The organism is Mesorhizobium shonense (genome assembly GCF_040545255.1).
Lineage (GTDB): Bacteria > Pseudomonadota > Alphaproteobacteria > Rhizobiales > Rhizobiaceae > Mesorhizobium > Mesorhizobium shonense.
Window position 1 is genome coordinate 217,042 of record NZ_JBEPLM010000010.1, and the last position, 26,426, is coordinate 243,467.

The 26,426-nt window shown below is 65.5% G+C and carries 24 protein-coding genes; 12 read left to right on the forward strand and 12 right to left on the reverse strand.

Going from position 1 to position 26,426, the window contains the following annotated elements:
- Window positions 1–110: 110 nt before the first annotated feature.
- Complete coding sequence (locus tag ABID26_RS24525) at window positions 111–1,016, reverse strand: sugar-binding transcriptional regulator (protein ID WP_292302603.1); 906 nt, start codon at window positions 1,014–1,016, stop codon at window positions 111–113.
- Between the two features lie 265 nt (window positions 1,017–1,281).
- Between ABID26_RS24525 and ABID26_RS24530 the strand changes: the two genes are divergently transcribed.
- Both ABID26_RS24530 and ABID26_RS24535 read left to right on the forward strand, forming a co-directional pair.
- Window positions 1,282–2,187 carry a tagatose-bisphosphate aldolase gene (locus ABID26_RS24530; protein ID WP_126097779.1) on the forward strand — a complete coding sequence of 302 codons (906 nt, stop codon included), beginning with the start codon at window positions 1,282–1,284 and terminating at the stop codon, window positions 2,185–2,187.
- A gap of 198 nt (window positions 2,188–2,385) precedes the next feature.
- Window positions 2,386–3,792, forward strand: coding sequence for an ROK family protein (locus ABID26_RS24535; protein WP_435528607.1), 1,407 nt, complete (start codon window positions 2,386–2,388; stop codon window positions 3,790–3,792).
- Between the two features lie 32 nt (window positions 3,793–3,824).
- Here ABID26_RS24535 and ABID26_RS24540 read toward each other — a convergent pair whose 3' ends face one another.
- Window positions 3,825–4,724 carry a LysR family transcriptional regulator gene (locus ABID26_RS24540; RefSeq protein WP_126097777.1) on the reverse strand — a complete coding sequence of 300 codons (900 nt, stop codon included), beginning with the start codon at window positions 4,722–4,724 and terminating at the stop codon, window positions 3,825–3,827.
- Window positions 4,725–4,818: 94 nt separating this feature from the next.
- On the opposite strand from ABID26_RS24540, the gene ABID26_RS24545 reads away from it, so the two are divergent.
- The gene (locus tag ABID26_RS24545; RefSeq protein WP_292373305.1) at window positions 4,819–5,832 is read left to right on the forward strand and encodes a DJ-1/PfpI family protein; all 1,014 of its coding nucleotides are present in this window, start codon (window positions 4,819–4,821) and stop codon (window positions 5,830–5,832) included.
- 298 nt (window positions 5,833–6,130) lie between these two features.
- Here ABID26_RS24545 and ABID26_RS24550 read toward each other — a convergent pair whose 3' ends face one another.
- A complete protein-coding gene (locus tag ABID26_RS24550) occupies window positions 6,131–6,808 on the reverse strand; it encodes a GntR family transcriptional regulator (RefSeq protein ID WP_354416872.1) in 678 nt (225 codons plus the stop codon).
- A 134-nt stretch (window positions 6,809–6,942) separates the two neighbouring features.
- On the opposite strand from ABID26_RS24550, the gene ABID26_RS24555 reads away from it, so the two are divergent.
- From ABID26_RS24555 to ABID26_RS24590, 8 genes are all read left to right on the forward strand, one after another.
- Window positions 6,943–7,530 carry an amino acid synthesis family protein gene (locus tag ABID26_RS24555; RefSeq protein ID WP_126097774.1) on the forward strand — a complete coding sequence of 196 codons (588 nt, stop codon included), beginning with the start codon at window positions 6,943–6,945 and terminating at the stop codon, window positions 7,528–7,530.
- A complete protein-coding gene (locus tag ABID26_RS24560) occupies window positions 7,523–9,319 on the forward strand; it encodes an alpha/beta fold hydrolase (protein ID WP_292373304.1) in 1,797 nt (598 codons plus the stop codon). Before ABID26_RS24555 ends, ABID26_RS24560 begins: the two co-directional genes overlap by 8 nt.
- Complete coding sequence (locus tag ABID26_RS24565) at window positions 9,316–10,353, forward strand: LLM class flavin-dependent oxidoreductase (protein ID WP_292373303.1); 1,038 nt, start codon at window positions 9,316–9,318, stop codon at window positions 10,351–10,353. Before ABID26_RS24560 ends, ABID26_RS24565 begins: the two co-directional genes overlap by 4 nt.
- Window positions 10,354–10,363: 10 nt before the next feature.
- The gene (locus ABID26_RS24570; RefSeq protein WP_292302609.1) at window positions 10,364–11,836 is read left to right on the forward strand and encodes an aldehyde dehydrogenase; all 1,473 of its coding nucleotides are present in this window, start codon (window positions 10,364–10,366) and stop codon (window positions 11,834–11,836) included.
- 66 nt (window positions 11,837–11,902) lie between these two features.
- Complete coding sequence (locus ABID26_RS24575) at window positions 11,903–12,907, forward strand: ABC transporter substrate-binding protein (protein WP_292302610.1); 1,005 nt, start codon at window positions 11,903–11,905, stop codon at window positions 12,905–12,907.
- 54 nt (window positions 12,908–12,961) lie between these two features.
- Window positions 12,962–13,822: an ABC transporter permease gene (locus tag ABID26_RS24580; RefSeq protein WP_354416875.1), complete on the forward strand. Its 861-nt coding sequence runs from the start codon at window positions 12,962–12,964 to the stop codon at window positions 13,820–13,822.
- 1 nt (window position 13,823) lies between these two features.
- Window positions 13,824–14,624 carry an ABC transporter permease gene (locus tag ABID26_RS24585; RefSeq protein ID WP_292302612.1) on the forward strand — a complete coding sequence of 267 codons (801 nt, stop codon included), beginning with the start codon at window positions 13,824–13,826 and terminating at the stop codon, window positions 14,622–14,624.
- Entirely contained in the window at window positions 14,621–15,700 is a 1,080-nt protein-coding gene (locus ABID26_RS24590; protein ID WP_292302613.1) for an ABC transporter ATP-binding protein, read from the forward strand. Before ABID26_RS24585 ends, ABID26_RS24590 begins: the two co-directional genes overlap by 4 nt.
- 26 nt (window positions 15,701–15,726) lie before the next feature.
- On the opposite strand, the gene ABID26_RS24595 is transcribed toward ABID26_RS24590, so the two are convergent.
- From ABID26_RS24595 to ABID26_RS24630, 8 genes are all read right to left on the reverse strand, one after another.
- Window positions 15,727–16,515, reverse strand: coding sequence for a DeoR/GlpR family DNA-binding transcription regulator (locus tag ABID26_RS24595; protein ID WP_292302614.1), 789 nt, complete (start codon window positions 16,513–16,515; stop codon window positions 15,727–15,729).
- A gap of 173 nt (window positions 16,516–16,688) precedes the next feature.
- Window positions 16,689–17,987 carry an NAD(P)/FAD-dependent oxidoreductase gene (locus ABID26_RS24600; RefSeq protein ID WP_292302615.1) on the reverse strand — a complete coding sequence of 433 codons (1,299 nt, stop codon included), beginning with the start codon at window positions 17,985–17,987 and terminating at the stop codon, window positions 16,689–16,691.
- 2 nt (window positions 17,988–17,989) lie between these two features.
- Window positions 17,990–19,366, reverse strand: a complete 1,377-nt coding sequence (locus tag ABID26_RS24605) for a glutamine synthetase family protein (RefSeq protein ID WP_292302616.1) — start codon at window positions 19,364–19,366, stop codon at window positions 17,990–17,992.
- A 386-nt stretch (window positions 19,367–19,752) separates the two neighbouring features.
- Complete coding sequence (locus ABID26_RS24610; protein ID WP_292302617.1) at window positions 19,753–20,514, reverse strand: SDR family NAD(P)-dependent oxidoreductase; 762 nt, start codon at window positions 20,512–20,514, stop codon at window positions 19,753–19,755.
- A gap of 11 nt (window positions 20,515–20,525) precedes the next feature.
- The gene (locus tag ABID26_RS24615; RefSeq protein WP_292302618.1) at window positions 20,526–21,338 is read right to left on the reverse strand and encodes an ABC transporter permease; all 813 of its coding nucleotides are present in this window, start codon (window positions 21,336–21,338) and stop codon (window positions 20,526–20,528) included.
- On the reverse strand, window positions 21,338–22,231 hold the full coding sequence (locus ABID26_RS24620; protein ID WP_292302619.1) for an ABC transporter permease: 894 nt from the start codon (window positions 22,229–22,231) through the stop codon (window positions 21,338–21,340). The genes ABID26_RS24615 and ABID26_RS24620 overlap by 1 nt, the downstream gene beginning before the upstream one ends.
- Before the next feature lie 47 nt (window positions 22,232–22,278).
- The gene (locus tag ABID26_RS24625; RefSeq protein ID WP_292302620.1) at window positions 22,279–23,442 is read right to left on the reverse strand and encodes an ABC transporter substrate-binding protein; all 1,164 of its coding nucleotides are present in this window, start codon (window positions 23,440–23,442) and stop codon (window positions 22,279–22,281) included.
- Window positions 23,423–24,559 (reverse strand): ABC transporter ATP-binding protein, encoded by a 1,137-nt coding sequence (locus ABID26_RS24630; protein ID WP_292302621.1) that lies wholly within the window; start codon window positions 24,557–24,559, stop codon window positions 23,423–23,425. Before ABID26_RS24630 ends, ABID26_RS24625 begins: the two co-directional genes overlap by 20 nt.
- A gap of 118 nt (window positions 24,560–24,677) precedes the next feature.
- Between ABID26_RS24630 and ABID26_RS24635 the strand changes: the two genes are divergently transcribed.
- The gene (locus ABID26_RS24635) at window positions 24,678–25,490 is read left to right on the forward strand and encodes a LuxR C-terminal-related transcriptional regulator (RefSeq protein WP_292345275.1); all 813 of its coding nucleotides are present in this window, start codon (window positions 24,678–24,680) and stop codon (window positions 25,488–25,490) included.
- Here ABID26_RS24635 and ABID26_RS24640 read toward each other — a convergent pair.
- Complete coding sequence (locus ABID26_RS24640) at window positions 25,468–26,121, reverse strand: GntR family transcriptional regulator (RefSeq protein WP_189521534.1); 654 nt, start codon at window positions 26,119–26,121, stop codon at window positions 25,468–25,470. The genes ABID26_RS24635 and ABID26_RS24640 overlap by 23 nt on opposite strands.
- Between the last annotated feature and the right edge of the window lie 305 nt (window positions 26,122–26,426).

Here is a 26,426-nt window from a genome sequence, read left to right on the forward strand (position 1 = left end):
CCGGACAGCATCTGCCTGCTCCGAAGAGGCCCCGGCGGACTATTGCTCCGAGCTTGCGGCGACACAACTGATTTCGCGCCGGCGACCTGCACTGGCCGGCTGCTGGCGGTTTAACGAGGCGGCATGGTGTCGATGACCGCCTGCGCCGTCTTCGTGTCCGTCACAAGAGCATTGATGAGCCCGGCTCGGACGGCGCCGATGATCGCGGTTGCCTTCTCCGGCGAAGCTGCGACGCCGATCGCCAGCGGCGCGGCGCGAAGCTGTGTCGGCGACATCGCGATCATCCGGCTCTCTCCTTCCCAAGGGATCAGCACGCCATCGGCATCGAAATAGTGCCGAAGCACATCGCCCGCCGCATGGACCAGCGCCTGCTCGCTCGGCGTCGCGGCGCTCGCCTCCGGCGCGTTGATGGCATGCGGCAGGCCGACGCCGACGATCGCGACGTCGGTCCGGTCCCAGAGTGCCACGGCATCGCGGATCGCGGCATCGCCAAGGAAAACCTCGCGCAACTCGCTCGACGGCAGATAGGGCGCATGGATGAAGTGCGGCGTGCCGCCGAACTCTTCGGCTGCAAGCCGCACGAACTCGTTGATCTGGAAATGCGGGGCGTGCTGCTGCATGCCGCCGGTGGCGGCAACGGTGAGAACGCCCGGAATGCGCGGCAGACCGGCCCGGATCACCTCGCGTACGGCGCGTCCCCAGCCGATGGCCACCACGGAGCCGGCCGCCAGTTGCGCCTGTTTGAGCAGGCCGCCGAGCGGAGCGGAGAGCGCCGTCAGCGCGCCGGCCGACGGCGTCTCGATCACTGCGGCGTCGCGAAGCCCCAGCCGGTCGATCAGCTGTCGGGTGACGTCCTCCGGCGTCACCAGATCGATAACCTCGATCCTCACGATCCCTTCGGCCCGCGCGCGCTGCAGCAGGCGCGAGATCGTCGCCGTCGACACGCCGAGCTGCCGCGCGATATCGACCTGCGACATCTCCGCTTCGTAATGCAGCTTGGCGACCGTGTGCAGCATCGTGCGCGATGTGGTCGCATCCTGGATCGGAGAGACAGGCAGCTTGCAATTCCTTTCAGCAACGTGTTACACACACATACGCCGACGGGAGTTATCGCGCAAATCCGGCGAAGCCGCAACTTGAGGTCACTGCTCCGGCGAGGCCGCCTTCTGCAGCAGCCGACGGCACCATCAAAGGCGCAAAAATCGCCCTGCGGCGGGTGAAACTGAGCATCCCTGATCCGCGCTCTCGGCGAGGGCGCGCCCAACATCGGACGAAAAGACCATGGCGAAGATGACCACCGCGGAGTTGCGCGGCTACCAGCAAATCTGCGGACCGGACGGGGCCATGATGGCTATCGCATGCGACCAGCGCGGCGGCATGCGCACCTTGCTGGCGTCGGATCCGGCCGAACAGGCCAAGATCACCAACGACATGCTCGGCGACACCAAGACGGACATCACGCGCTACCTCGCCAGCGCCGCGTCCTGCGTGTTGCTCGACCCGCTTTGCGCCGTGCCGCGTGTGGTCGACAAGGGCGTGCTGAGCCGCGACACCGCCCTGCTCATCGGTCTCGACGCCTCCGGCTTCGATGTCTCGCCCGAGGGTTACCGCCTGTCGCGCCTGGTTCCCGGCATCGACGCGCGGCGCGTGCGCGAGCTGGGCGGCACCGGCGGCAAGATCATGGTCTACCTCAGGGCCGACAGGCCGGCGGCCAACGAGCATAACATCGCTATCCTGCGCCAGTGCATCGCCGATTTCGGCAAAGAGGACCTGCTGCTCGTGGTCGAGTTCCTGACCTATCAGCTCGAAGGCGAAAGCCCCGAGGATTATGCGGCCAGGACGCCCTGGCTCGTCGAGGAAGGCACGAGGATTTCGCTGGAGTGCGGCGCCAAGGTGCTGAAGCTTCCTTATCCCGGCACGGCCGAGGCCTGCGCCAACATCACCAGGATGGCGGGCGAGGTGCCGTGGGCGGTGCTGTCGGCCGGCGTCAATCATGCGACCTTCCTCGGCCAGGTCGAGATCGCTATGCAGAACGGCGCGTCCGGCGTCATCGCCGGCCGTTCGCTGTGGAAGGACTGCATCTCGCTCGACCGTGACATCCAGCGCGAAAGGCTGAAGACCATCGCCGTGCCGCGACTGCGCGAGATCCAGGCGGTGATCGGGCGCTACCGGCAAAAGGCCGCCTAGAGCATGATGCCGAAAAGTGTGAAGCGGTTTTCGGGCGACATCATGCTCTATTTCTTTGATTTAGAGCCGGATTCAGACTTCAGGTCGGTTCGACCTGAAATCATCCGGCTCTAGGGCATTGTGATTCAGGTGATGCGGGCCTGACCTCAATCGCAGGCCGGCGCCGGACAAGTGCGGAACATCATGCCACAAAGGTCGATGGCCATCGGGATCGATATAGGCGGCACCAATCTGCGTGCCGCCCGCATCTCGGGCGCGGGTGAAATCCTCAAGCGCGTCGCCGAGCAAAGCGCGCCCGATCCGGAACTGGTGCTCGGCCGCATCGCCGACATGGTGCGCCTGCTCGACACGCCCGAGGTGGCGGCCATCGGCGTCGGCGTTCCCGGCCGCGTCGATGCAAGGCGCGGCGCGGTGTTGTCAGGCGGTTACGTCGACCTTGCCTCGGTCGCCCTGCAACAGCGTCTGGAGAGCATGGCCGGCAAGCCCGTCGTGCTCGACAACGACTGCAACATGGCGCTGGTCGCCGAGATGGCGCTGGGGGCGGCCGCGGGGCACGACAATATCGTCATGTTCACCATCGGCACCGGCATCGGCGGCGCCGTTGCACAGAACCGTCAGATCATGCGCGGGCGCGCAACCGCCGGCCAGCTCGGCCACATCAGCGTCGACGCCAACGGCGAGATCTGCGCCTGCGGCCGGCGCGGCTGCGTCGAGACCACCAGTTCGGGCACGGCGCTCGGCCGCCACATCGCACGCGCAGGCCTGGGGCCGGGCATCTCCGTCGATCAGCTCTTTGCCCGCGACGCGGCCGGCGACGGCACGACGCGCGGCATACTGGAAGCCTGGGCCAAGCCGTTGCGGGCGGCAATCGATTCGGTTGTCGCCATGTTCGACCCCGACCTCGTTCTGCTCGGCGGCGGCCTGGGCCGGGCGGCGCACCGGGCGCTCGCATATGCGCCGGCGCTGGCGCCCTGGTATCAATGCAAGGTGGAACCGGCTAAGCTCGGCGACGACGCCGGCGTGATCGGCGCCGGCCTGCAGGCGCTCAAAGCGAAGGCAGGCACGCCATCGCCGAGGCGCGCCGTGCTCGTCAACGGCATCCCGGCAAGCGGCAAGGGCACCGTCTCGCGCGGCATCGCCGACCGCATGGGCTGGCCGCTGCTGGCGCTCGACACGGTCAAGAACCCGTTCCTCGAAATACTCGGCGGCGCCGACCGCGAGTTCAACCGGACGCTTGGCCGCGCCAGCTACCAGGCGATCTGGTCCGTTGTCGGCGAAGCTCCGGCGGGCGTCACTTTCGTCGTCGATGCCTGGTTCGGTTTCCAGCCACGAGACGTTCTCGAGGACCATCTGCGCAAAGCCGGCGTCGAGCGGACCGCCGAAATCTGGTGCCACGCGCCCGGCGAGGTCCTTGCCGAGCGCTACCGCGCCCGGCTTGACCAGAGGCCCGCCGGCCATCCGGGCGCGGCTTACATCCCCGAGCTGATCGAACTGGCCAAGCGCGCCGAGCCGCTGCGGCGCGGACCGCTTTTCGACGTCGATACGACGCAGCCGGTCGACTTCGACGCCATCACGGCGTGGCTGCGGTCGGCGATGGAGGGGTAGGAGTATTATTGAGCGCAATTTTTCTGCGACGACTACCAACTTCTTGCCGCTTGTAGCAGCCGCTCCCGCACGAATGCGTTCAGCGGCTGCCGCAGCCCCAGCCGATTCCAGGCGAGAAGAATGTCGTTGCTCGGCGGGTCAGAAGGGTCGTGCATCACCACCAGGGAACCTGTTGCGAGATATGATGCGCATAGATACTTCGGCAGCACGGTGATGCCGGCTCCGGCAACACAGGCATCGGTCAACGCGCGCAGGTCGGGGATAACTTGGACGGCCTCGGGCGGCGGTTCAGCGCGGAAGACCTGGCGGAAATAGCGCCGCACGATCGGCAGATCAGGCCCGTAACTGAGCCAAGGCAAGCCGGTGACCGCCGCTGCTCCGGTGCGCGACACCATCGCCGGCGGCATCAACGCCGCCCACCTCGGCGCCCCGACGAGCACAAAGGTTTCGCGGAACACCGGATCATATCCGATCATCTTGCGCGGAATGCGGACGGTGGCAATCGCCATGTCCAGTTCGCTGCTTTGGACACCCTCGATTAGGTCGCGCGCCACACCGAACCGCAATTCGATCCGAATGCCCATGTCCGGGAACCCGCTCAGCGCCGGGAGCACCTTCTCGGTCATGAATTCTATGGGACCGCCCAAGCGCACCGTACCGACAAGACTATCGTGGCGCATTGCTGCCGCGGCCAAGGCTGCCTCGATGCCGTCGAGATGCGGCGCAACGGCACGGGCAAGCGATTCCGCGGCGGCTGTCGGCGCTATGCCGCGTCCAACTCGCCGGAAAAGCTTGCGCTTGAGATGAGTTTCCAGCGCTTTGATGTGCCCGGACGCGGCAGGCTGCGTGAGAGCGAGTTGGACCGCGGCCTTCGTTACCGAGCCGACACGGTAAACGGCGAGGAAGGTTCGCAGTTGGTTGAGCTGATTCATAATTATTTTTATCAATTCGGCTCAACAATATGATTTTTCAGATGTGAGGCCAAGCCATATGAGCAGCATCAGCGGTTTGTTATGGAGACCTCCGATGCCCAAGATACTCATCGTCACCACGTCGCACGACCAGCTCGGCGGCACCGGTCGTCAGACGGGTTTGTGGCTCGAAGAGCTGGCAACGCCCTATTATGCCCTGCTCGATAGCGGCGCCGACATCATCGTGGCATCGATAAAGGGCGGTGAGGTGCCCTTCGACGCGAGGAGCATCAAAGCTGATGGCAACAATCCTCCGCCGGTGCAGCGGTTCCTTTCCGACGATCATGCGATGGCCTGCGTGAGGTCGACACCCTCCATCGATAAGGTACGCGCCTCGGATTATGACGCGATCTTCCTGCCGGGAGGCCACGCTGCGATGTGGGATCTTCCAGGCAATGCGGCGCTCGCCAACGCCCTAGGCCAAGCGTTCGACGAGGGGCGCGTGGTCGCCGCGGTGTGTCACGGTGCGGCGGGCCTCATATCTGCCAAGCGCGCGGACGGCAGCCCCATCGTGCGCGACAGGCGCGTCAGCGGGTTCACGGACGCAGAGGAGGAGGCGGAAGGTTTGACGGAGATCGTGCCCTTCCTGCTCGAGACGCGCTTGCGCGAACTGGGCGCACGTTTTGAGAAGACGTCCAACTTCCGACCATTCGCGGTGCAAGACGGCAACCTTATCACCGGTCAGAATCCGATGTCATCTGCGAAGGTGGCCGAGCTCGTGCTGCAGGCCGTCACATCGGCGAGTGACAGGCCGCCGGCCTTTGCAACTCCCACCGACGCAAGGCCGATGTTTATCACCATGCGGCTTAGCGCAAAGGACGCGGACGCGTTCAAGCGCCATTTGTTGAGCGTGATCCCCGTGACGCGGCTCGCGCCGGGTTGCCGCTACAGCCATTCCTATCAAGGCACCTCAACCGCGAACGCCTTACTATTGGTTCAAGGCTGGGACTCGATCGAACAGCAGCACGCCTATGTCGCCTGGCGCACACGACGCGGCGATTTTGTCCGGTTTCGCGCCCTTCTCGACAAGGACCCTGAGGTCGAGTCGTTCACGCTGTTCGATGCTTAGCGCCAAGATGGCAATATCGCACTCTGGTATGGCTTTGACGAACCCGACAGGATTCGAACCTGCCGTGACCTCCGTCTTCGCGAACGCTATAGATCCCGACCCTCCCATCGGCCTGCCGGCCGCCCCGGCGCCGCTAACATCCCCGAGCTGATCGAACTGGCCAGACGCGCCGAACCGCTGCTGCGCGGCTCACCTCTCGACGTCGACACGACGCAGCCGATCGACTTCGACGCCATCACGACGTGGCTGCGGTCGGCGATGTCGACGGGAGCGTAGAGAGCAAGCTGGCCGCCCTCGGTCACGCCGGCGACGGCTGCAGCGCCGTGCGGGCGATCTTCCAGGCGGATTCGACATGCCGCCGCGCCGCGGCTTCCGCCTCCTCCGGCTTGCGCGCCCTGATCGCATTCATGATCTCGTTCATCTCGGCGATCGCCGGCTCGCGCCGGTTCACTGAAGCGATCGTCATCGAGCGTAGCTGGTTGATACGCACATTCAGTCCGCTCACGATCTCCCAGGCGACGCGCTTGTCCGCCGCCTCGAACAGCGCCTCATAAAATCCGGTCGTCGCCCGCATCACCGCCGGCGGCTTGCCGGATGCCCAAGCCTCAAAAAGGGCCTCGAGCACACGTTCGAGGACAGCCAATTGCCCGTCAGTCGCCGACAAGGCGCAGGCGCGCGCCGCGATCCCCTCGAGCAGGGCCCTGAGCTCATAGATCTCGTCGGTGCGGCCGAGGTCCGGCCGTGCCACCGCCGGCCCGTGCCCGGGGATCATCTGCACGAGACCTTCAGCTTCCAGCTGCCGCAAAACCTCGCGCACAACCGAACGGCTGACGCCGAGCTGGTCGCAAAGCGGCCGCTCGATCAGCCTTTCGCCGGGCTGGAAATGAAAATCCATGATGGCCTCGCGCATGCGCTCGAGAGCCAATGTTCTCAAGGTCTTGGCGCTGCGATCGATGCGAAGCGTGTCGTCCTGCATGTGCTTGCTCCCTGCCTCGCCACAAAAACAGATTCCATGGCCGATTGACAGGTATTTGGTGCTCCATAGTATGGTATACCATAAGACAACGCGGGAAATGGCGCCTTTTCAAGCGTCGCCCGACAGAGGTTTCCATGCAGCCGGCCATTCGCAAGATCGTCACCTATACCGAAAACACGCTGATCGAAGGCGGCAAGGCGGCACCCAGGCCGCTGCGCCTGATCGGCGTCGCCGCCGTGCTGACGAACCCCTGGGCAGGCCGCGGCTTCACCGAGGACCTCTCGCCCGAGATCCGCGCCTGTGCGCCGGTGCTCGGAGAAATGCTGACCCGCGAGATCATTGCAGTCGCCGGCTCGGGCGACGCGATCGAAGGTTACGGCAAGGCCGCCATCTGCGGCACGTCGGGTGAGATCGAGCACGCCTCGGCGCTGATCCACACGCTGCATTTCGGCAACCATTATCGCCGCGCCGTCGGCGCCAAGACCTATCTCGCCTTCACCAATCTGCGCGGCGGGCCGAACACGCCGATCATGATCCCGCTGATGGACAAGAACGACGAAGGCCGGCGCTCGCATTACCTGACCGTGCATTTCCAGATCAGCGACGCCCCGGCCCCCGACGAGCTGGTCGTGGCGCTTGGCGCTTCCATCGGCGGCCGCCCGCATCATCGCATCGGCGACCGCTATCAGGATCTCAAGGAAGTGGGCGACCTGCATGGCTGACGCCGCGCTTGAATGGACCCGGGCCGCCGCGCCCGACGGCACCAGCTTCATCCGCGCCGGATCAGGCGCGCCGGTGCTTTTCATTCACGGCGTCGGCATGAACGCTGCGATCTGGCAGCCGCAGATCGAGCGCATGGCGGATCGTTGGGACGTCATCGCCATCGACATGCTCGGTCACGGCCGCTCGCCGCTGCCGCCGCAGGTGCCGGAGCTGGCCGACTATGCCAGGCAGGCGATCCGGCTGCTCGACCATCTCGGCCTCAATAGCGTATCCGTCGTCGGCCACTCGATGGGCGCGCTGGTCGCGCAGGAACTCGCTCTGCTCGCGCCCGAGCGCGTCAGCCGCATCGTTTCGCTCAACGCCGTGTTCCGCCGGCCGCCCGACCTCGCCGAAGCCGTTCGCGAGCGAGCCGCCGCCCTCACCGGCCACGGCGACACGGCAGGCGCCGCGCAGACCATTGCGCGCTGGTTCGGCGATCCGATTTCTGCGGAGCTCATGGCGGCAGCCGAAAAGACGGCGGCGGCGCTGGGCGAGGTCGACCCCGAAGGCTATGCCCGCACCTATCGCCTCTTCGCCCGCGCCGATAGCGATCACGCCGAGCGCCTGCCGGCGCTGGCCATGCCGGCCCTGTTCATCACCGGCTCGGAAGACAAGAACTCCTCGCCGGCAATGTCGGCCGCCATGGCGCGACTGGCGCCGCACGGCCGCTGTACCGTGCTTGGCGGCGAACGGCACATGATGGCGGTGGCGGCGCCCGATTTCACCACGCGTCACATCGTCGACTTCCTGACGGACGGCGAAGTCGCCGCGCAGAGCAACGGAGCGGATGCAGGCGCCAGCTTCGACAGCGGCGAGTTCCGCCGCGCGCTGGGCTCCTTCCTCACCGGCGTCACCATCGTCACCACGATCGGACCGGAAGGCGAGCCGCGCGGGTTCACCGCCAACTCCTTCACCTCGGTGTCGCTCGACCCGCCGCTGGTGCTGGTCTGCATCGCCCACAAGGCGCTGGGGCACCCGGTCTTCGCGACCGCAAAGAGCTTCGCTATCAACATCTTGAACGAAAGCCAGAAGGCGGCCTCCGGCATCTTCGCCTCAAAAGCGGCGGACAAGTTCGCCTCGGTCGACTGGCGCCCGGGACAGACCGGCAGCCCCATCTTGGACGGCTCGGTCGCGTGCTTCGACTGCGACACGGAGCGGCTGGTCGACGCGGGCGATCATTCGATCCTCATCGGCCACGTCCGCGATTTCCAGCACAACGCAGCACAGCCGCTCGGCTATTGCCGCGGCGCCTACGTCACGCCAGGCCTCAGCCAGGAGGCGCTGGCCGCCGCCCAGCCAGGCACCGATGTCGGCGCCATTCTCGAAAACGGCGGCCGCATCCTGTTTCTGGATACACCGGACGGCTTTCTCGAACTGCCGCGCGGCCGGGGCCTTGGCTCGGCAAGCGACGGCAAAAGCCTCAAGGGTTTGTTTGCCGCAAAAGCCATCGAAGCCCAACTCGGCTTCCTCTACGCGGTCTGGGACGATGCGGGGGACGTCTCGCGCACGCATGTCTATTATCGCGGCACCTTCGATGTGCCGGTGTCCAGCGATCGCGGCATCCGGCTGATCGACATCGACGCGATCGATGGATTGAAGATCGCCGACCCGGCGATCCGCTCGATGCTGGCCCGCTATATGCGCGAATGCACCGAAGACGCATTCGGCGTCTATGTCGGCAACGAGGTCGAAGGCGAGGTGCGGCCACTCGCCAGGGCTGCCTCGCTCATCACAGGTGACCAGGGATGAAGTTCTCGCTCTTCGTGCATATGGAACGCACCGATCTCGCCAAGCCCCATTCGGAGCTGCTGAGCGAGTTGGGAGAGCTGGTCCTTTTGGCGGAAAAGGCTGGCTTCGAGACCGCCTGGATCGGCGAGCATCATGGGATGGAATTCACGATCTCGCCCAATCCCTTCATCAACATCGCCTATCTGGCGGCCAAGACGACCCGCATCCGTCTCGGCACCGGAACCATCATCGCGCCGTTCTGGCACCCGATCAAGCTTGCCGGCGAGGCGGCGATGGCCGACGTCATCACCGGCGGCCGGCTCGACATCGGCATCGCGCGCGGCGCCTACAGCTACGAATACCAGCGCGTCTTCCCGGGGCTCGACGCCTGGGGCGCCGGCCAGCGCATGCGCGAGATCATCCCGGCGATCCGCGGCCTGTGGGACGGCGATTTCGAGTTCTCCGGCGAGTTCTGGCAGTTTCCTTCCACCACCTCCTCGCCAAAGCCCCTGCAGAAGCCGTATCCGCCGATCTGGGTGGCCGCCCGCGACCCGAACTCGCACGACTTTGCCGTCGCCAACCAATGCAAGGTGCAGGTGACGCCGCTGGCTTCCGGCGACGACGAGGTGGCGAGCCTGATGCAGCGCTTCAACACCGCCTGCGATGCGCATCCAGACATCGCACGGCCGGAAATCATGCTTTTGATGCATACATTCGTTGCCGAGGACGCGGCCGACACCGACCGCCTCAGCAAGGACCTGTCGAACTTCTACTGCCAGTTCGGCGCCTGGTTCCAGAACAAGAAGCCGGTGCACCAGGGCATATTGGAACCGCTCACCGTCGACGAGATCGCGGCCATGCCGCAATATGCGCCGGACAAGATGCGCCAGAACCTGGTGATCGGCGAAGCCGACGAGGTGATTACCCGGCTAAAGGCCTATGAGGCGCTCGGCTACGACCAGTACTCGATCTGGATCGACAGCGGCCTTTCACACGAGCGCAAGAAGAAGTCGCTGCAACTGTTCATCGACCGGGTGATGCCGGCCTTCCTCTGATCGCGAGCCCATGACCGACGCTCTTTTCAGGAACTTCATCGACGGCCGCTTCGACGAACCGTCCGCCACCTTCGACAGCGTCGATCCGTCGACCGGCGCGCCGTGGGCGAAGATGCCGGCTGCAAGCGAGGCCGATGTCGACCGCGCCGTCAAGGCGGCGCACCGCGCGCTGCGCTCGGGGCCGTGGCGGACGATGACGGCGAGTGCGCGTGGAAAACTGCTGGTCAGGCTCGGTGACCTCGTCGCCGCCAATGCCGGACGCCTGGCGGAGCTCGAGACGCGCGACACCGGCAAGATCATCCGCGAGACCCACGCCCAGATCGCCTATGTCGGCGACTACTACCGCTACTATGGCGGGCTGGCCGACAAGCATGAAGGCGCGCATGTGCCGATCGACAAGGCGGATCTCGACGTCACTATCCGCCGCGAGCCGATCGGCGTCGTTGCGGCGGTGGTGCCGTGGAACTCGCAGCTCTTCCTCTCTGCAGTAAAGCTCGGCCCGGCGCTGGCCGCCGGCTGCACGGTCGTGCTCAAGGCATCCGAGGACGGCCCGGCGCCGCTGCTCGCCTTTGCCGAGTTGGTCCACGAAGCTGGGTTTCCGGCCGGCACCGTCAACATCCTCACCGGTTTCGGCCAGGATTGCGGACGGCGCCTGACCAGCCATCCGCTGGTCTCGCGCGTCGCCTTCACCGGCGGTCCGGCGACGGCGCGCGCCATTGTCCGGAACACGGCCGAGAACCTCGCCTATACGACGCTCGAGCTTGGCGGCAAAAGCCCGGTCGTCGTCTTTGCCGATGCCGATCTCGACAGCGCCGCCAATGCGGTCGTCGCCGGCATCTTCGCCGCGACGGGGCAGAGCTGCGTCGCCGGTTCGCGCCTGCTGATCGAACGCCCGGTGAGGCAAGAATTCCTCGACCGGCTGAAGCGCAAGGCCGAAGCGATCCGCATCGGCGACCCGCAGGATCCGGCCACCGAGATGGGGCCTTTAGCCACGCTGCGCCAACGCGACCGGATCGAGACCATCGTCGCCGAAAGCCTCGCCGCCGGCGGCACGCTGGTCACCGGCGGCAAGCGCCCCGACATCGGCGACGGCTTCTACTACGCGCCGACCATCATCGATGCCGGTGCCAGCAACCTGCCCTGCGTGCGCGAGGAACTGTTCGGCCCGGTGCTCAGCGTGCTTGCCTTCGACACCGAGGCCGAGGCGCTGGCTTTAGCCAACGACACGCCATTTGGCCTCGCCTCCGGCGTCTTCACCTCGAATCTCGGCAAGGCGCACCGCATGGCGCGCGACATCCATGCCGGCGTCGTCTGGGTCAACACCTACCGCGCCGTGTCGCCGCTCGTCCCCTTCGGCGGCTACGGCCTGTCCGGCCTCGGCCGCGAGGGCGGGCTCGACGCCATCCGCGACTACACGCGCTCGAAATCGGTCTGGATCAAGACCTCGGACGAGCCGATCCCAGATCCCTTCGTCATGCGCTGAGAACGGCATGACGAGGGTGCACTGACAAGAACAAGAAACGGAACAGAGAAATCAGAGGAGAATGACATGAAACTGATCTTAGCCGGCGTCCTCGCCGGGCTTATGGCAGCAACCGCCGCCAAGGCCGATGAAATGGTGTTCACCAGTTGGGGCGGCACCACGCAGGAAGCGCAGACCAAGTCCTGGGCCGAGCCGTTCGCGGCCGGTTCCGGCATCAAGGTGCTGCAGGACGGCCCGACCGACTACGGTAAGCTCAAGGCGATGGTCGACGCCAAGAACGTCACCTGGGACGTGGTCGACGTCGAGATGGACTTCGCCATCAAAGCCGCCAAGGACGGACTGCTGGAGCCGATCGACTTCGCCGTCGTGCCCAAGGCCGATCTCGATCCGCGCTTCAGCAACGAGAACGCCGTCGGCAGCTTCTATTATTCCTTCGTGCTGGCCTGGAACAAGAGCGCGGTCTCGGGCGAGCCGACCAGCTGGGCCGACATGTTCGACACCAAGAAATTTCCCGGCAAACGGACCTTCTACAAATGGTCGGCGCCTGGCGTGATCGAGATCGCATTGCTCGCCGACGGCGTGCCGGCGGACAAGCTCTATCCGCTCGACCTCGACCGCGCCTTCAAGAAGCTCGACACGATCAAGTCGGACATCGTCTGGTGGGGCGGCGGTGCCGAATCGCAGCAGCTGATTGCCTCGGGCGAGGCCGCCTTCGGCCAGCTCTGGAACGGCCGTGTCTTCGCGCTGGAGAAGGACGGCGCCGATGTCGGCGTCTCGTGGAACCAGAACCTCACCGCCGCCGACGTCCTCGTCGTGCCGAAAGGCGCCAAGAACAAGGACAGCGCGATGAAGTTTCTCGCCACTGCCACCAGCCCGACCGGCCAGGCGAAGTTCGCCGAGGCGAGCGGCTACGCGCCGATCAACACCAAGGCCAAGGCCGAGATGGCCGCCGACGTGGTCAAGGGCCTGCCCGACGCCCATGTCGACGGCCAGATCAACCTCGACATGAACTACTGGGCCGAGCATCGCGACGAGATCGCCACGCGCTGGTACGCCTGGCAGACCAAGTAGCCCCCACGACAGGAGCGGGGCGCGGCAACGCGCCCCGTTTGAAAGGGACGTCCCATGACGGCGAATGCTTTCAGACGCCAGTCCTTCGCCGGCCTGCCGGCCGGCAGCGGCGGCGCCTTGCCGGCGCTGACCCTGGTCGGCCTATTCTTCATCGTGCCGGTGGTCGCGCTTCTCCTGCGCAGCGTCACCGATCCCGAGCCCGGCCTGCAGAACTACGCCGCGCTGTTCGGCAGTGGCACCTATGCGCGCGTGTTCCTCAACACTTTCCTGGTGGCTGCCGTCGTCACCGGCGTCACCATCGTAGTGGCGTTTCCGGTTGCCTGGATGCTGGCGATCATGCCGCCGGCGCTCGGCTCGATCGTCTTCGGCATCATCATCCTGTCGATGTGGACCAACCTTCTCACCCGCACCTATGCCTGGATGGTGCTTCTGCAGCGTACCGGCGTGATCAACAGGGCCTTGATGGGGCTCGGCGTCATCCATGAGCCGCTGCCGCTCATCAACAACCTGACCGGCGTCACCATCGGCATGGTCTACATCATGCTGCCCTTCATGATCCTGCCGCTGGTCGGCACGCTTCGCGCCATCGATCCGATGACCCTGCGCGCCGCCGCCCTTTGCGGCGCAAGCCCGTTGCAGGCGTTCCGCCGCATCCTGCTGCCGCTGTCGCTGCCCGGCATCGCCGCCGGCGGGCTGATGGTGTTCGTCATGTCGCTCGGCTATTTCGTGACGCCCGCCCTGCTCGGCGGCACCTCCAACATGATGCTCGCCGAGATGATCGCCCAGACGATGCAATCGCTGCTCAACTGGGGGCTCGGAAGTGCCGCCGCCTTCGTGCTGCTTGTCGTCACCATGGTGCTATACGCGATCCAGCTGCGCATGGTCGGTGCCAAACGGCTTGCCGGAGGGCTATGACATGCTGCTCGACTACGACCGGCTCGGATGGTTGCGCGCAGCACTTGCCGGCTTCACCGCTCTGGTCGCCGCCTTCCTCCTGCTGCCGGTGGTCTTCATCATCCTGCTGTCGTTCGGCTCGTCGCGCTGGCTGGCTTTTCCGCCACCCGGCTGGACGGTGAAATGGTATCAGGAATTGCTGGCCGACCCGGCCTGGATCGATGCCGCACTGACCAGCGCCAAGATTGCCGCGATGGCCGCCATCCTCTCGGTGCTGATCGGCCTGCTTGCATCCTTCAGCCTGGTCAGGGGCGAATTTCGCGGGCGGCAATTGCTGCGCGGGCTGCTGCTGACGCCGATGGTGCTGCCGGTGGTGGTTTTCGCCATCGCCATCTATGCCTTCTTCCTGCGCCTCGGCCTTGCCGGCACCACTGTGGGCTTCGTCGTAGCCCACACCATCCTGGCGCTGCCCTTCGCCATCATCCCGATCGCCACCGCGCTCGAGGGTTTCGACAAATCCATCGAGGACGCGGCGATCGTCTGCGGCGCGAGTCCGCTGCAGGCGAGGCTCAGGATCACCCTGCCCTCGATCCGCATCGGCATCTTCTCGGCGGCGATCTTTTCCTTCCTTGCCTCCTGGGACGAGGTGGTGGTGGCGATCTTCATGGCGAGCCCCACCCTGCAGACCCTGCCGGTGAAGATCTGGGGCAGCCTGCGCGCCGACTTGAGCCCGGTCGTCGCCGCCGCCTCCAGCCTGCTCGTCGGGCTCACTTTGTGCCTGATGATCGTGACCGCCCTCCTTCGTAGAAGACTGTCCAGATGACCCGGCCATTCCTGTCCATTCGCGCGGTGAGAAAGGCGTTCGGCGCCTTCGTCGCCGTCCATGACGTCACCATCGATGTGCCCAAGGGCGAATTCCTGACCTTTCTCGGACCGTCCGGCTCCGGCAAATCGACGACGCTCTACGCCATCGCCGGCTTCCAGGACCCGAGCTCCGGCGACGTGCTTTTGGAAGACAGGTCGCTGCTTGCCGTGCCGTCGCACAAGCGCAACATCGGCATGGTCTTCCAGCGCTACACGCTGTTTCCGCATCTGAGCGTCGCCGAGAATGTCGCCTTTCCGCTGCGCGTGCGCGGGCGGCCGGATGCCGATGTGAAGCGCAAGGTAGCCGACATGCTGGCGCTGGTGCGCCTGGAAAAGTTTGCCGACCGCTATCCGGGCGCGCTGTCGGGCGGCCAGCAGCAGCGCGTCGCGCTTGCCCGCGCGCTGGCCTACGACCCGCCGATCCTGTTGATGGACGAGCCGCTGTCGGCCCTCGACAAGAAGCTGCGCCAGGAAATCCAGGCCGAGATCCGCCGCATCCACCGCGAGACGGGCGTCACCATCCTCTATGTCACGCACGACCAGGAAGAGGCGCTGCACCTCTCCGACCGCATCGCGCTGTTCAAGGAAGGCCGCATCGAGCAGATCGGCACCGGCGAGGACCTTTATCTCAGGCCCGCGAGCGAGTTCGTCGCCGGCTTCATCGGCAACTCCAACTTCCTGCCGGTGGAGCATCTGGAGACTGAGAGCGGCGCAGCAACGGTGCGGCTTGCCGACGGCTCGGTCGTCACGGGCGTGAAGACCACGCGAGCCCTGGATCGCGGCGAGAAGGCCAGGCTGATGGTGCGCCCCGAAGCCTTCCGCCTCACCGCCGCTCCAGGAAATGCAGCACTCGCCGTAGAGATCGTCGACGCCGCCTTCTTCGGCGACCGCCGGCGCGTCGTGGCCCGCACCGCGTCGGGCGACGAGATCGACGTCAGGCCGACCTCGGACGCGGCGGAGCCGGACGACGCAAATGGCGCTTCGAGCCGGCAAATCTTCTTCGATCCCGCGTCGGCCTTCCTGTTTCCGGTCTGACGGCCAGCTATCCCGCGGCAGCTCTATCAGCCGGCGGTGAAGACGTGCAGTTCCGCACCCGCTTCGTCGATCGCGGCGCGAAGCTCTGCCGCCGGCTCGCTGTCGGTGACGAGATCGGAAATCTCGCTCAATGCGCAGACGCGTTCCAGGCTGTTGCGGCCGAACTTGTCGTTGGTGACGACCAGCATCGTCGACAGCGACCGCGCCATCATCGCCCGCTTCACCGCCGCGGCGCCTGAGACCATGTCGCTCGGCCCTTCGGCATTGACGGCCGATGCGCCGATGATGGCGACGTCGGCATTGTAGCGGCGCACGAATTCGACGGTGTCCTCGCCGAGCACGCTGGCTTCCCGGTGGTCATAGGTGCCGGGGCAAAGGATGACCCGAAAACTCGGATTGGCACCCGCAACCGACGCGATGCCGATCGAGTTGGTGATGACCGTCAGATCCCGTCTTAGCTGGGAAAAGCTGCGCGCAACCTCATAGGTCGTCGATCCGCCGTCGATCATCACGATGCGCCCGTTCTCGATCAGGCCGGCGGCGCCCCGCCCGATGCGGGCGCGCTCCTCGATCATGGTGAGGCCGCGCTCGGTGATCGCCGGCTCCGACGTCATCAGCGAGATCGTGGCGCCGCCATAGGTGCGGTTGATCAGCCCCGCCTCGCCGAGCTCGATCAGGTCGCGGCGGATGGTCTCGCCAGCGACGCCGATGCGGCGGGCGAGCTTGGAGACGCGGATCGATGCCGAGCGCCTGACTTCCGACAGGATCAGCTCGTGTCGCTCCTTCTTCGTCAGCCGGCCCGGCTCGATGTTCATCCTCTTCCTTACCCGGATTTCGTCCCCGGCGCCTGGACACTAGAGCATGTCTCCCGAAAGTGGGAACCGGTTTCGGGACAAAGACATGCGTAAAATCAAAAACCTAAAGCGCACGGAGCGAATCTGAAAGATCGCGACGCGCTTTAGCCGCGCCGGGGACCGGAAAGCCAGTATCAATGTCTCAGACGGTCGCGCATGGCATACCACAGCATGCCGAGCACGTAGAGCGGTCCGCGCAGCGCCGTGCCGCCCGGGAACGGCAGCGGCGTCAGCGTCGAGAACAGGTCGAGCCGCGCGGCGTCGCCCGTGATCGCTTCCGCCAGCAGCTTGCCCGACAGCGTCGACAGGATGACGCCCTTGCCGGAATAGCCATGCGCGAAATAGACCTCGCCGTAATGCCCGACATGCGGCAGGCGCGACGTCGTCACCGACACCAGCCCGCCCCACGCGTGATCGATCCGGCAGCCTCTGAGTTGCGGGAAGGTCTTTTCCATATGCGGCCGCACGAAGCCGGCGATGTCGGCCGGCGGCGAAGGCGTGTAGCGCTCGCCGCCTCCGAACAGCAGGCGGCCGTCAGCCGACAGGCGGTAGTAGTTGACGACGAAAAGCGTGTCGGAAACCGCGACATTGGAAGGGATGACGTTGCGCTCGCCCAAAGGCTCGGTGGCGACGATGTAGTTGCCGATCGGCATGATGCGGCTGTTGACGCGCGGCTCGAGCCCCTGGAGCAGCGCATCGCCGGCCAGCACGACATGTTTGGCGCGAACCGAACCCTTGTCCGTGAACACCCGAATGGACGGCTCGCGCTCCAGCCGCACCGCGACCGAGTTCTCGTAGATGGCAACACCCGCGGCGGAAGTCGCGCGCGCGAGCCCGAGTGTGTAGTTCAGCGGATGCATGTGGCCGCCGAGCCTCTCGAAGACCGCGCCCTGGTAGGGTGTATCTACCATCTGCCGCGCCTGCGCCGCCGAGAGGATCTCGACATCGGCAAAGTTCATCACCTTGGCGAGGCACTCGGCTTCCTCCTCGAAGTCGCGCATGTCCGAGCCGTTGACGGCGCCGACCAAGTGGCCAGTCAGGCGAAGGTCACACTCGATGCCATGGCGCTCGATGATGTCGAGCACCAACCCGCGCGCCTCGAAGGCGAGGTCGAACAGCGCCTTCGCCCGTTCGCGCCCAAATGCCTTGACCAGCCCCTTGGCGCCTTTGCGCAGGCCGGGGATCATCTGGCCGCCGTTGCGCCCGGAGGCGCCCCAGCCGATCTTGCCACCCTCCAGCAGCACCACCTTCAGACCGCGCTCGGCCGCATGAAGCGCAGCCGACAGGCCGGTGCAGCCGCCGCCGACGACCACCAGGTCGGCTTCGACGTCACCAACGAGCGCCGGATGGTCCGGCGCCGGATTGGCGGTGGCGACATAGTAGGATTTGCCGATATCGAGACCGGAATTGAAACCAGTTGAACGGGAAGCCACGGTCACACCTTGAGCAGCAGATGGTCGCGTTCCCACGACGTCACCACGGTCTGGAACAGGTCGAGCTCGACACTTTTGACGCGCAGATAGGTCTGGAAGAAATCCTCGCCGAGCAGCGCCCGCACCGGCTCGCAGGCGGCGAAGCGGTCGAGCGCTTCCTCCATGGTCTTCGGCAGCGTGCTTTGGCTGCGATAGGCATTGCCGAAAGCTTCCGCCGAGCGGGCGAGCTTCTCCTCGATGCCGAGATAGCCGGCGATCAGCGAGCCAGCCATGGCGAGATACGGATTGGCATCGGCGCCGGGCAGCCGGTTCTCCACCCGCCGCGCGGCGCGCCCGCCCATCGGCACCCGCAGGCCGCAGGAGCGGTTGTCATGCGACCATTCGATATTGGCCGGCGCGCTGTGACCCGGCCGGATGCGACGATACGAGTTCACATTGGGCGCGAACAGCGGCATCACTTCGGGGATGTATTTCTGCAGGCCGCCGATGAACTGCGCGAACATCTCGCTGTCGGTGCCATCTTTGCCGGCAAACAAGGGCTCGCCCTTCTCGTCGACGATCGACATGTGCAGATGCATCGAGCTGCCGGCCTGCGCCGCGATCGGCTTGGCCATGAAGGTGGCATGCAGGCCGCTCGCCTGCGCCGCCTGCCTCGTCAGGCGCTTGAACAGCAGCACCTTGTCGGCCAGCGCCAGCGGATCGCCATGCAGGAAATTGATCTCGAGCTGCGCCGTGCCGGATTCGTGGATCAGCGTGTCGAGCGGCAGGCCGGCGGCGGCCGAATGCGCGTAGATGCGCTGTATGACCGGTTCGAATTCTTCCAGCGCCTGCATGTCGTAGGGATGCTGCACGCTTTCCGGCCGGCCGTTGCGCCCGACCGGCGCGGTCAGCGGCCGGTCCGGATCGGGGTTTGGCGCCGTGACATAGAATTCGAGCTCGGGCGCCATCACTGCGCGCCAGCCGCGCCGGCGGTAGAGGTCGAGCACCGCCCTCAGCACATGGCGCGGCGAAGCCATCCATGGCCGGTCGTCCATATGGAATGTGTCGGCAAAGACATAGGCTCTGCCGGCGCCGCCGCCTGGCGCAAGGCAGAGCGTCGAAAGGTCGGGCACCATCCGCATGTCGGGGTCCTGATAGGCGAACCCTTCGTCGATGGAGCCGGAATAGCGGCCGTCGATGGCGACCAGGAAGGCGCTGCTCGGCAAGTAAAGCGCCCGGTCCTCGAGTGACTTGAGGAACTTCGCCGCCGGCAAGGCCTTGCCGCGCAGCACGCCGTTCACGTCGGGCACGAGGCACTCGACCTCGTTTATCCCACGCGTTGTCAGCCAGCTTTGCGGATCGGCGCTGCTGGAGAGGGGAAAGTATTGTTTGTCAGGCATCGGTCATGTCCGTACGAAGGAGAAATCGCTTCGGCGGGCACGTCCGTTGGGTTTTGAGCGTTAAATAAGCTGCGCTATCTGAATGACGGACGCCCGCCTGGTGGCCGGCCGAGAGGCCGGATCGAGCGTCCTGCTACTCCCTCGGTCCAGCCGTCACGGACGACATGCGAGCCGACCTTGGTCTCCTCCGCGCGTTGCAGGTTCTCGTGCCGGCAGCAGCGCATGATCAGTGGCACCCCGCTCGCGCAAATGAAACACCGCCGGCAGAAATCGAATGCCTTTCGCGATATCGCTGTTTTGCGGCTTGCATGACGGGTCTCATCAAGGTGGAGCCTATGGTTTGACCGATCCTGGCTGTCGGCGCAAGTCCGCTCTGTTGGAACAGCTCAGCCTATGCTCTCGCCGCCATCGACGACCAGCGCCTGGCCGGTCATGAAGGACGAACGGTCGGAAACGAGGAACAGAATGGCTTCGGCGATCTCCTCCGCGCTCGCCCAGCGCCCCATCGGAATCTTGGTGCGGACATAGTTTTCGATCGCATCGCGTCCGCCCATCTGGGCGATGAACGGCTCGTTGAACGGCGTGTCGACCCAGCCCGGGCAGAGCGCGTTGATGCGCACATTGTGTTTGGCATAGTCGAGCGACATCTGCCTGGTCATTGCCACCACGGCGTGCTTGGACGTGGCATAGGCGATCATCTCGCGGTCGTAGAACACGCCGGAATTGGAGGCGGTGTTCAGGATGACGCCGCCGCCCTGCGCGATCATTGCTGGCATCACCGCCTTGGCCGCGAGGAACTGCGCCCGCACATTGATCCGCCACGAAGCGTCCATGCCGTCGGTGCTGACTTCGGTAAGCGTGCCGCCGACCTGGATGCCGGCATGGCTGTGCAGGATATCGATCCGACCATGCTTGCCGAGCGTTCCCGCGATCAGCTCTTCGACCGCGGTGTCGTTGCCGACATCGGTGGCGACCGCCTCGGCGCGGCCGCCGGCTTCGCGGATGTCGGACGCCGTGGCTTCGCCGGCCGCCGGATCGCGGTCGGCGATCACCACGACCGCCCCTTCTCTTGCCATGATCATGGCGCCGGCGCGCCCGATGCCCGACCCGGCGCCCGTCACCACGGCGATGCGATCTTTCAAAATCATGGACTTGTCTTTCAAGGCGATGGTTTTCGTCGGCCGAGCTGCCATTGGGCGAGCAGGACGAGCAGAACCGAGGCGGCGAGCACGATCGTGGCGATGGCGTTGATTTCCGGTGTCACGCCGCGCCGGATCGAGGCGAAGACGTAGATCGGAAGCGTCGTCTGCGCGCCGGCGACGAAGAAGGCGATGATGAAATCGTCGAAGGAGAAGGTGAAGGCGAGCAGGAAGCCGGCGACCACCGCCGGCATGATCTGCGGCAGCACGATCGAGCGGAACGTCGTCAGCGGCGTGGCGTAGAGATCGCTCGACGCCTCGACCAGGTTGCGGTCGAGGCTGCCAAGGCGCGTGCCGACGATCATCGTCACCAGCGCCATCGAGAACAGTCCGTGCGCGGCGATGATCGAGCCATAGCCGAGCGCAAGGCGCGGCGGCTGGTCGGTCGGCCACAGCGAAGCGAGGAACGGATTGACGACGGCAAAAAGCTGCACCAGCGCCACCAGCGTCGAGATGCCGATGACCACGCCCGGCACGACGATCGCGGCGCCCAGCAGCGCATCGAAGAGCGCCCGCGTCCGCGCGCCGACCCGCTGCAGGCCGAGCGCCGCGGCGGTGCCGCAGAAGGCGGCGAGCAGCGCGCTGGTGGTGGCGATGAACAGGCTGTTCTTCAGCGCCTCGACCAGGAACGGGTTCGACAGCGCCTTGCCGTACCATTGCGCCGAGAAGCCGGTGAACTCGCTGGCATGATGGCCGGCATTGAAGGAGAACAGCACGACCAGCGCGATCGGCAGATAGAGGAAGGCGAAGACGGCGACGACGAAAGCGCGCATCAGATCAGGTCCACGCGGCGTGCGCCCGAGAGCCGGGTCGAGATGCGGTTGGCGACGATCAGCACCACCACCGAGACCAGCACCAGCGTGATGGCGATGGCCGATCCGAACGGCCAGTTGCGCGACTGCAGGAAGAGGTCGACCAGCGCGTTGCCGATGAAGAACACCTTGCCGCCGCCGAGCAGCGTCGGGATCAGGTATTCGCCGAGCAAGAGGATCATCACCAGCGAGAAGCCGGTCATCACGCCTGGCAGCGACAGCCTGAGCGTCACGCCGAGGAAGGTCGACAACGGCGTGGCACCCAGATCGGCGGAGGCTTCGAGCAGCCGGCGGTCGAGCCGCTCCAGGCTGACATAGATCGGCAGGATCATCAGCGGCAGATAGCCGTAGACGATGCCGAGCAGCACCGCGCCCGGCGTGTTGATCAGCCTCAGATCCTCGATCCCGACATAGGCGAGCAGGGCCGGAATGCCACGCCCGCCAAGGATGTACATCCAGGCATAGGTGCGCATCAGAAGACTTGTCCAGAACGGGATGACGATCAGCGCGAGCAGGATCAGCCGCCAGCGCTGCGGGGCGCGCAGCGCCAGATAATAGGCGACGGGATAGGCGACGAGCAGGCAGGCGAGCGCTCCGGCCGGCGCCAGCACCATAGTGTTCCAGAAGGCGGTCGCCCGCGCCGGCAGGTTGGCATATTGCGCGAAGGTCAGCGCTGCCTGGTAGCCGCCCTCGGGCGCCCGCTCGCCGACGCTGAAGATGGCGATGGCGACGAAGGGCAGCACCAGGAAGACGACCAGCCACAGCGTCGCCGGAGCGAGCAGCAGCGCCGTCAGGAGATTTTTGCGAACGAGACTGCCGCGCATCGAGAAAGCCGGTTCAGAGCCGGCGGACATTCATCCGCCGGCCGCATTGTCTGGATCGGGTTTGAGGCTGGCGCCGGTCAAGCCGACTTGAAGCGCGCCATCAGCTCGGCGCGGCCCGGATCGGTGAGGGTCGCGGCGGCGCCGAATTCGAGCGGCTTCAGAAGATCGGCGGCCGGATAGAGGATCGGATTGTCGAGCACCTCCTTAGGCAGCAGCGCGTTGACCCGCGCATCGGTCGAGGGCGCTCCGTTGGCCAGGTGCTCCTTCACCGCCACCTTCGGGTTCATGAGGTAGTTGAGCAGCGCATAGCCGGCAGGCTTGTTCGGCGCATCCTTCGGGATGGCGTAGAAATCGGTCCAGATCTCGCCGCCTTCCTTGCTGAGCACATAGGCGATCTCCGGGATGTCGCGATGGAGCTGCGCCCCGTCATTGGTCCAGCACATCGTCATCCAGGCATCGCCGGCCCGCATTCCCGGCTGATAGTCGCTCGACACCGCGAACAGATGCGGCTTAACCTTGAGCAGCAGCTCCTCGGCCTTGGCGAGCTCGTCCTGCTTCAACGAGTTGAAGGAGTAGCCGTAATATTTCAGCGCGTTGCCGATCGTGGTGAGCTGGTAGTCGTGCACCATGGTGCGGCCGTCGCCTTCCGCCATTGCCGTGTCCCAGAACTCCTTCCAGCTCGACATCGGCTTGGCGAGCTTCTTGGTGTTGACGGCGAAGCCGGTCGTGCCCCAGTTCTTCGGCACGGCATAGATCGTCCCGTCGACCGTGCCTTCCGCCGTGAACCGCGCATCCTCCTGCGAGCCGTCGAAATTGCCGAGCTTGGCCATGTCCAGCGGTTCGATGATGCCGAGCTTCTTGTAGGTCGAGATGGTGTAGTTGGTCGGCACGAACAGGCTCCAGCCCGAGCCGCCGGCCTGCAGCTTGGCCAGCATCTCCTCGTTCGAGCCGAACACGTTGACCTCGACGGCGACGCCGGTCTCGGCCTTGAAGTTCTCGAAGGTTGCCGGATCGTGGTAGTTCGGCCAGGTGGCGATCGACATGCGGTCGCCGAGGTTTTCTGCGGCAAAGGCCGGCGTCGGCATGATGCCGAGCTCGCGCGCCATCACCGCGGTCGCGACGCCGAGGCCGGTGAGGCCGAGGAAGTCGCGCCGGCTGATCGAGCCGCGCTTCAGACGCATCAATTGGTCGACGAATTTTTCGGGGCTTATCGGCAGTCCGTCACGATAGGATTTCGACATGTTGGTCTTCCCTCTGGTTGGTCCCGTTGTTCTTGGCTCCCGGAAATGCCAGCGGCGCTCCGGCGGCAAAGCCGATGGCGACGGGTTCGCCCGGCTTGAAAAATTTGCCCTGGCCGATCACGTGGTCGGCCTTGGCGAGCAGCGATCCGATGCCCTGGACCTCGATCGCGTATTCCGCAGTCGAGCCCAGGAAAATCCGGTTGCGGACGATGCCTTGCAGGCTGCCGCTTCCGGGCGCGGAGAGGTTGAGCGATTCCGGCCGCAGGCTCACCGATACGGCTTCGCCCCGGCTGAGCGGCACCCGCTTGCGGGCGGCGATGACCGTACCGTCGGCGAGCGCCACGTCGACGAGCTCGCCCGACAAGCCAGCCACCTTGCCGCTGAGCAGATTGGTCTTGCCGACGAAGTCGGCGACGAAGAGATCAGCCGGCTCGTCATAGATCTCGCTCGGCTGTCCCAGTTGGACGACACGGCCGCCATTCATGACACAGACGAAGTCGCTCATCGACAGCGCTTCCTCCTGGTCGTGGGTAACCAGCACGAAGGTGATGCCGATCTCGCGCTGCAGGTTCTGCAGCTCGATCTGCATGTCGGTGCGCAGCTTCTTGTCGAGCGCCGCCAGCGGCTCGTCGAGAAGCAGCACCGCCGGCTTGTTGACCAGCGCCCGGGCCAGCGCGACGCGCTGCTGCTGGCCGCCGGACAGCTCGTGGATCTTGCGGCGTCCGTAGCCGGCGAGCTGCACCATGGCCAGCGCCTCGCCCGACTTCAGGCTGATCTCGCGCGACGACAGGCGCGGTCGTGCCTGGCGCAGGCCGTAGGAAATGTTCTCCTCGACATCGAGATGCGGAAACAGCGCATATTGCTGGAACACCATGTTGACCGGGCGCCGGTAGGGCGGCGTGCCGGCCATGTCGCGGCCGCGGATCAGCACCTGGCCCTCGCTCGGCTGCTCGAAGCCGCCGATCATGCGCAGGCAAGTCGTCTTGCCGCAGCCCGAAGGGCCGAGCAGCGCGACGAAAGCCGAAGGCGGGATGGCGAGGTCGATGCCGCTGACCGCGGTGACGGCGCCATAGCGCTTGGTGACCGCGCGAAACTCGATATCGGGCACTGCAGTCAAGCCACGGGCTCCAGCGACAGCGTGAGGCAATTTCCTGACGCTAGCAGAGCCAATGCCGGCTAGTATATACCTCGCGGGTGGTATATTTAGCGGATTTTATCGTTCAGAGGGGTATGGATTGGCCGCCTCCCGCAGTGACGACTACAACGCTTTAGCCGCCGTCATCGCCGCGACGCGCGAGACTGGCGGCGATCATTTCGGCAAGGCGATCGCCGGCTGGCTGCGCGGACACGTCCGCTTCGACCACTGCGTGATCTTCGGTTATCGCGGTGCTGCGCGGCCGCCACTCTTGTTCGAGACTTTCTCCCCGGCGGAGAGCCACATCTTCGTCGCCCTCTATCAGGAGGGACCCTACCTGCTCGACCCGTTCCATCACGCCGCGGTCAAGCGCAAGGAAGGGTTCTGGCGCATGCGCGAGTTGGCACCGGACCGCTTCTATGCCAGCGAGTACTACCGCTCCTACTACAGCCAGACCCGGCTCGCCGAGGAGGTCGGCTTCTTCGTTCCGCTGGCCGGCAAGGACGCGCTGGTGCTGTCGCTGATGCGGCTGCGCGCCTCGGGACCGTTCGGGACTGCCGATGCCAGGCTGCTGCGCGACATGGCGCCGGCGGTGGTCGGCTTCTGCAAGCTGCGCTGGCCGGCCCTGCCTGCCGACGAGGTTGCGGTCCCGCCGCCGGGCGAAACCGTCGCGACGGCCAACGAATTGGATCGCGCCCATATCTGGAAAAGCCTGTCGCTGACGTCGCGCGAAAAACAGGTCGTCGACCTGGTGCTTCAGGGTCACTCCACGGAATCGATCGCCAGGGCGCTCAGGATCGTGCCCGGCACCGTCAAGGTCCATCGCCGCAACATCTATCGCAAGCTCAAGATCAAGTCGCAGGCCGGCCTGTTCGCGCGCTTCGTCGAGATCATCGACGCGCGGATCGGCTGAGCACGGGGGGCATCGGATCGACGGCCGCGAACACGGCGCTGGCCTCGCTGACGATCGAGACATGATCCCTGGCAGCCTTGCCCGCAGCCGCCGCGTCACCGCGCATGATCGCGGTGACGATCACATCATGCTCCTGCCAGGACTTGGCCAGCCGGCCCGGCAGCATGAACTGCGCGCGCCGGAACGGCGCCAGCCGGCTGCGCGTCGTCACGGTCAGATCGTGGATATGCGTGTTGTGGGCGCCGCGATAAAGCCGGCTGTGGAATTCTGTGTTGAAATACTCGTAGTCCTCCTCGGCGCCGAGCTGCACCAGGCGCGCCGAGGCCTGATGCTCCATCTCCAGTGAGCGCCGCTCGGCACCGGTCATGCGCTCGGCCGAGAAGCGCGCGCAGATTGCCTCCAGCTCGGCCATGCTCTCGAACATCGAGGCGAGGTGTTCCTGCGTGACCACGGCGACGATGGCGCCCCTATTGGGCCGTCTTTCGACCAGCCCCATGGCGCTCAAATGGCCGAGCGCCTCCCGGACGGGCGTGCGCGAGACGTCGAAGCGGGCGGCGAGCGAGCCCTCGTCGAGCCTTTCGCCGGGGCGCAGATAGCCGGTGACGATGCGATCCGCGATCGTCCTCACCATCTGATCCACGGTCGTGCCCGACCTGACCAAGCGCCTTCCCGACACGTCTCCTCCGTCCAGTTTCTTGTATCCGGACCCGCGACGTGGACGGCTCGCGGGTTGATTTCGACTCAGGCTGCACCTCTGTATGCCTAGATTTTGACCCTTATGTCAAATTGATCATTTTTCAGGCATAAAGTGCATGCACTTGCCTTGCCTTTATGCAGGCCTTCTAAAGTTATCTATTGATTTTATTACGGAAAACCTCGTCTGGGAACTGGCATAGCGATTGCATGCACTTTCTTGACAGGAGATCAACCGACCCG

Excerpts from the sequence above, each read along its gene's own strand:
- ABID26_RS24525 (WP_292302603.1), bottom strand. The coding sequence starts at position 1,016 with ATGCTGCACACGGTCGCCAAGCTGCATTACGAAGCGGAGATGTCGCAG.
- ABID26_RS24530 (WP_126097779.1), top strand. The coding sequence starts at position 1,282 with ATGGCGAAGATGACCACCGCGGAGTTGCGCGGCTACCAGCAAATCTGC.
- ABID26_RS24535 (WP_435528607.1), top strand. The coding sequence starts at position 2,386 with ATGGCCATCGGGATCGATATAGGCGGCACCAATCTGCGTGCCGCCCGC.
- ABID26_RS24540 (WP_126097777.1), bottom strand. The coding sequence starts at position 4,724 with ATGAATCAGCTCAACCAACTGCGAACCTTCCTCGCCGTTTACCGTGTC.
- ABID26_RS24545 (WP_292373305.1), top strand. The coding sequence starts at position 4,819 with ATGCCCAAGATACTCATCGTCACCACGTCGCACGACCAGCTCGGCGGC.
- ABID26_RS24550 (WP_354416872.1), bottom strand. The coding sequence starts at position 6,808 with ATGCAGGACGACACGCTTCGCATCGATCGCAGCGCCAAGACCTTGAGA.
- ABID26_RS24555 (WP_126097774.1), top strand. The coding sequence starts at position 6,943 with ATGCAGCCGGCCATTCGCAAGATCGTCACCTATACCGAAAACACGCTG.
- ABID26_RS24560 (WP_292373304.1), top strand. The coding sequence starts at position 7,523 with ATGGCTGACGCCGCGCTTGAATGGACCCGGGCCGCCGCGCCCGACGGC.
- ABID26_RS24565 (WP_292373303.1), top strand. The coding sequence starts at position 9,316 with ATGAAGTTCTCGCTCTTCGTGCATATGGAACGCACCGATCTCGCCAAG.
- ABID26_RS24570 (WP_292302609.1), top strand. The coding sequence starts at position 10,364 with ATGACCGACGCTCTTTTCAGGAACTTCATCGACGGCCGCTTCGACGAA.
- ABID26_RS24575 (WP_292302610.1), top strand. The coding sequence starts at position 11,903 with ATGAAACTGATCTTAGCCGGCGTCCTCGCCGGGCTTATGGCAGCAACC.
- ABID26_RS24580 (WP_354416875.1), top strand. The coding sequence starts at position 12,962 with ATGACGGCGAATGCTTTCAGACGCCAGTCCTTCGCCGGCCTGCCGGCC.
- ABID26_RS24585 (WP_292302612.1), top strand. The coding sequence starts at position 13,824 with ATGCTGCTCGACTACGACCGGCTCGGATGGTTGCGCGCAGCACTTGCC.
- ABID26_RS24590 (WP_292302613.1), top strand. The coding sequence starts at position 14,621 with ATGACCCGGCCATTCCTGTCCATTCGCGCGGTGAGAAAGGCGTTCGGC.
- ABID26_RS24595 (WP_292302614.1), bottom strand. The coding sequence starts at position 16,515 with ATGAACATCGAGCCGGGCCGGCTGACGAAGAAGGAGCGACACGAGCTG.
- ABID26_RS24605 (WP_292302616.1), bottom strand. The coding sequence starts at position 19,366 with ATGCCTGACAAACAATACTTTCCCCTCTCCAGCAGCGCCGATCCGCAA.
- ABID26_RS24610 (WP_292302617.1), bottom strand. The coding sequence starts at position 20,514 with ATGATTTTGAAAGATCGCATCGCCGTGGTGACGGGCGCCGGGTCGGGC.
- ABID26_RS24615 (WP_292302618.1), bottom strand. The coding sequence starts at position 21,338 with ATGCGCGCTTTCGTCGTCGCCGTCTTCGCCTTCCTCTATCTGCCGATC.
- ABID26_RS24620 (WP_292302619.1), bottom strand. The coding sequence starts at position 22,231 with ATGTCCGCCGGCTCTGAACCGGCTTTCTCGATGCGCGGCAGTCTCGTT.
- ABID26_RS24625 (WP_292302620.1), bottom strand. The coding sequence starts at position 23,442 with ATGTCGAAATCCTATCGTGACGGACTGCCGATAAGCCCCGAAAAATTC.
- ABID26_RS24640 (WP_189521534.1), bottom strand. The coding sequence starts at position 26,121 with ATGGTGAGGACGATCGCGGATCGCATCGTCACCGGCTATCTGCGCCCC.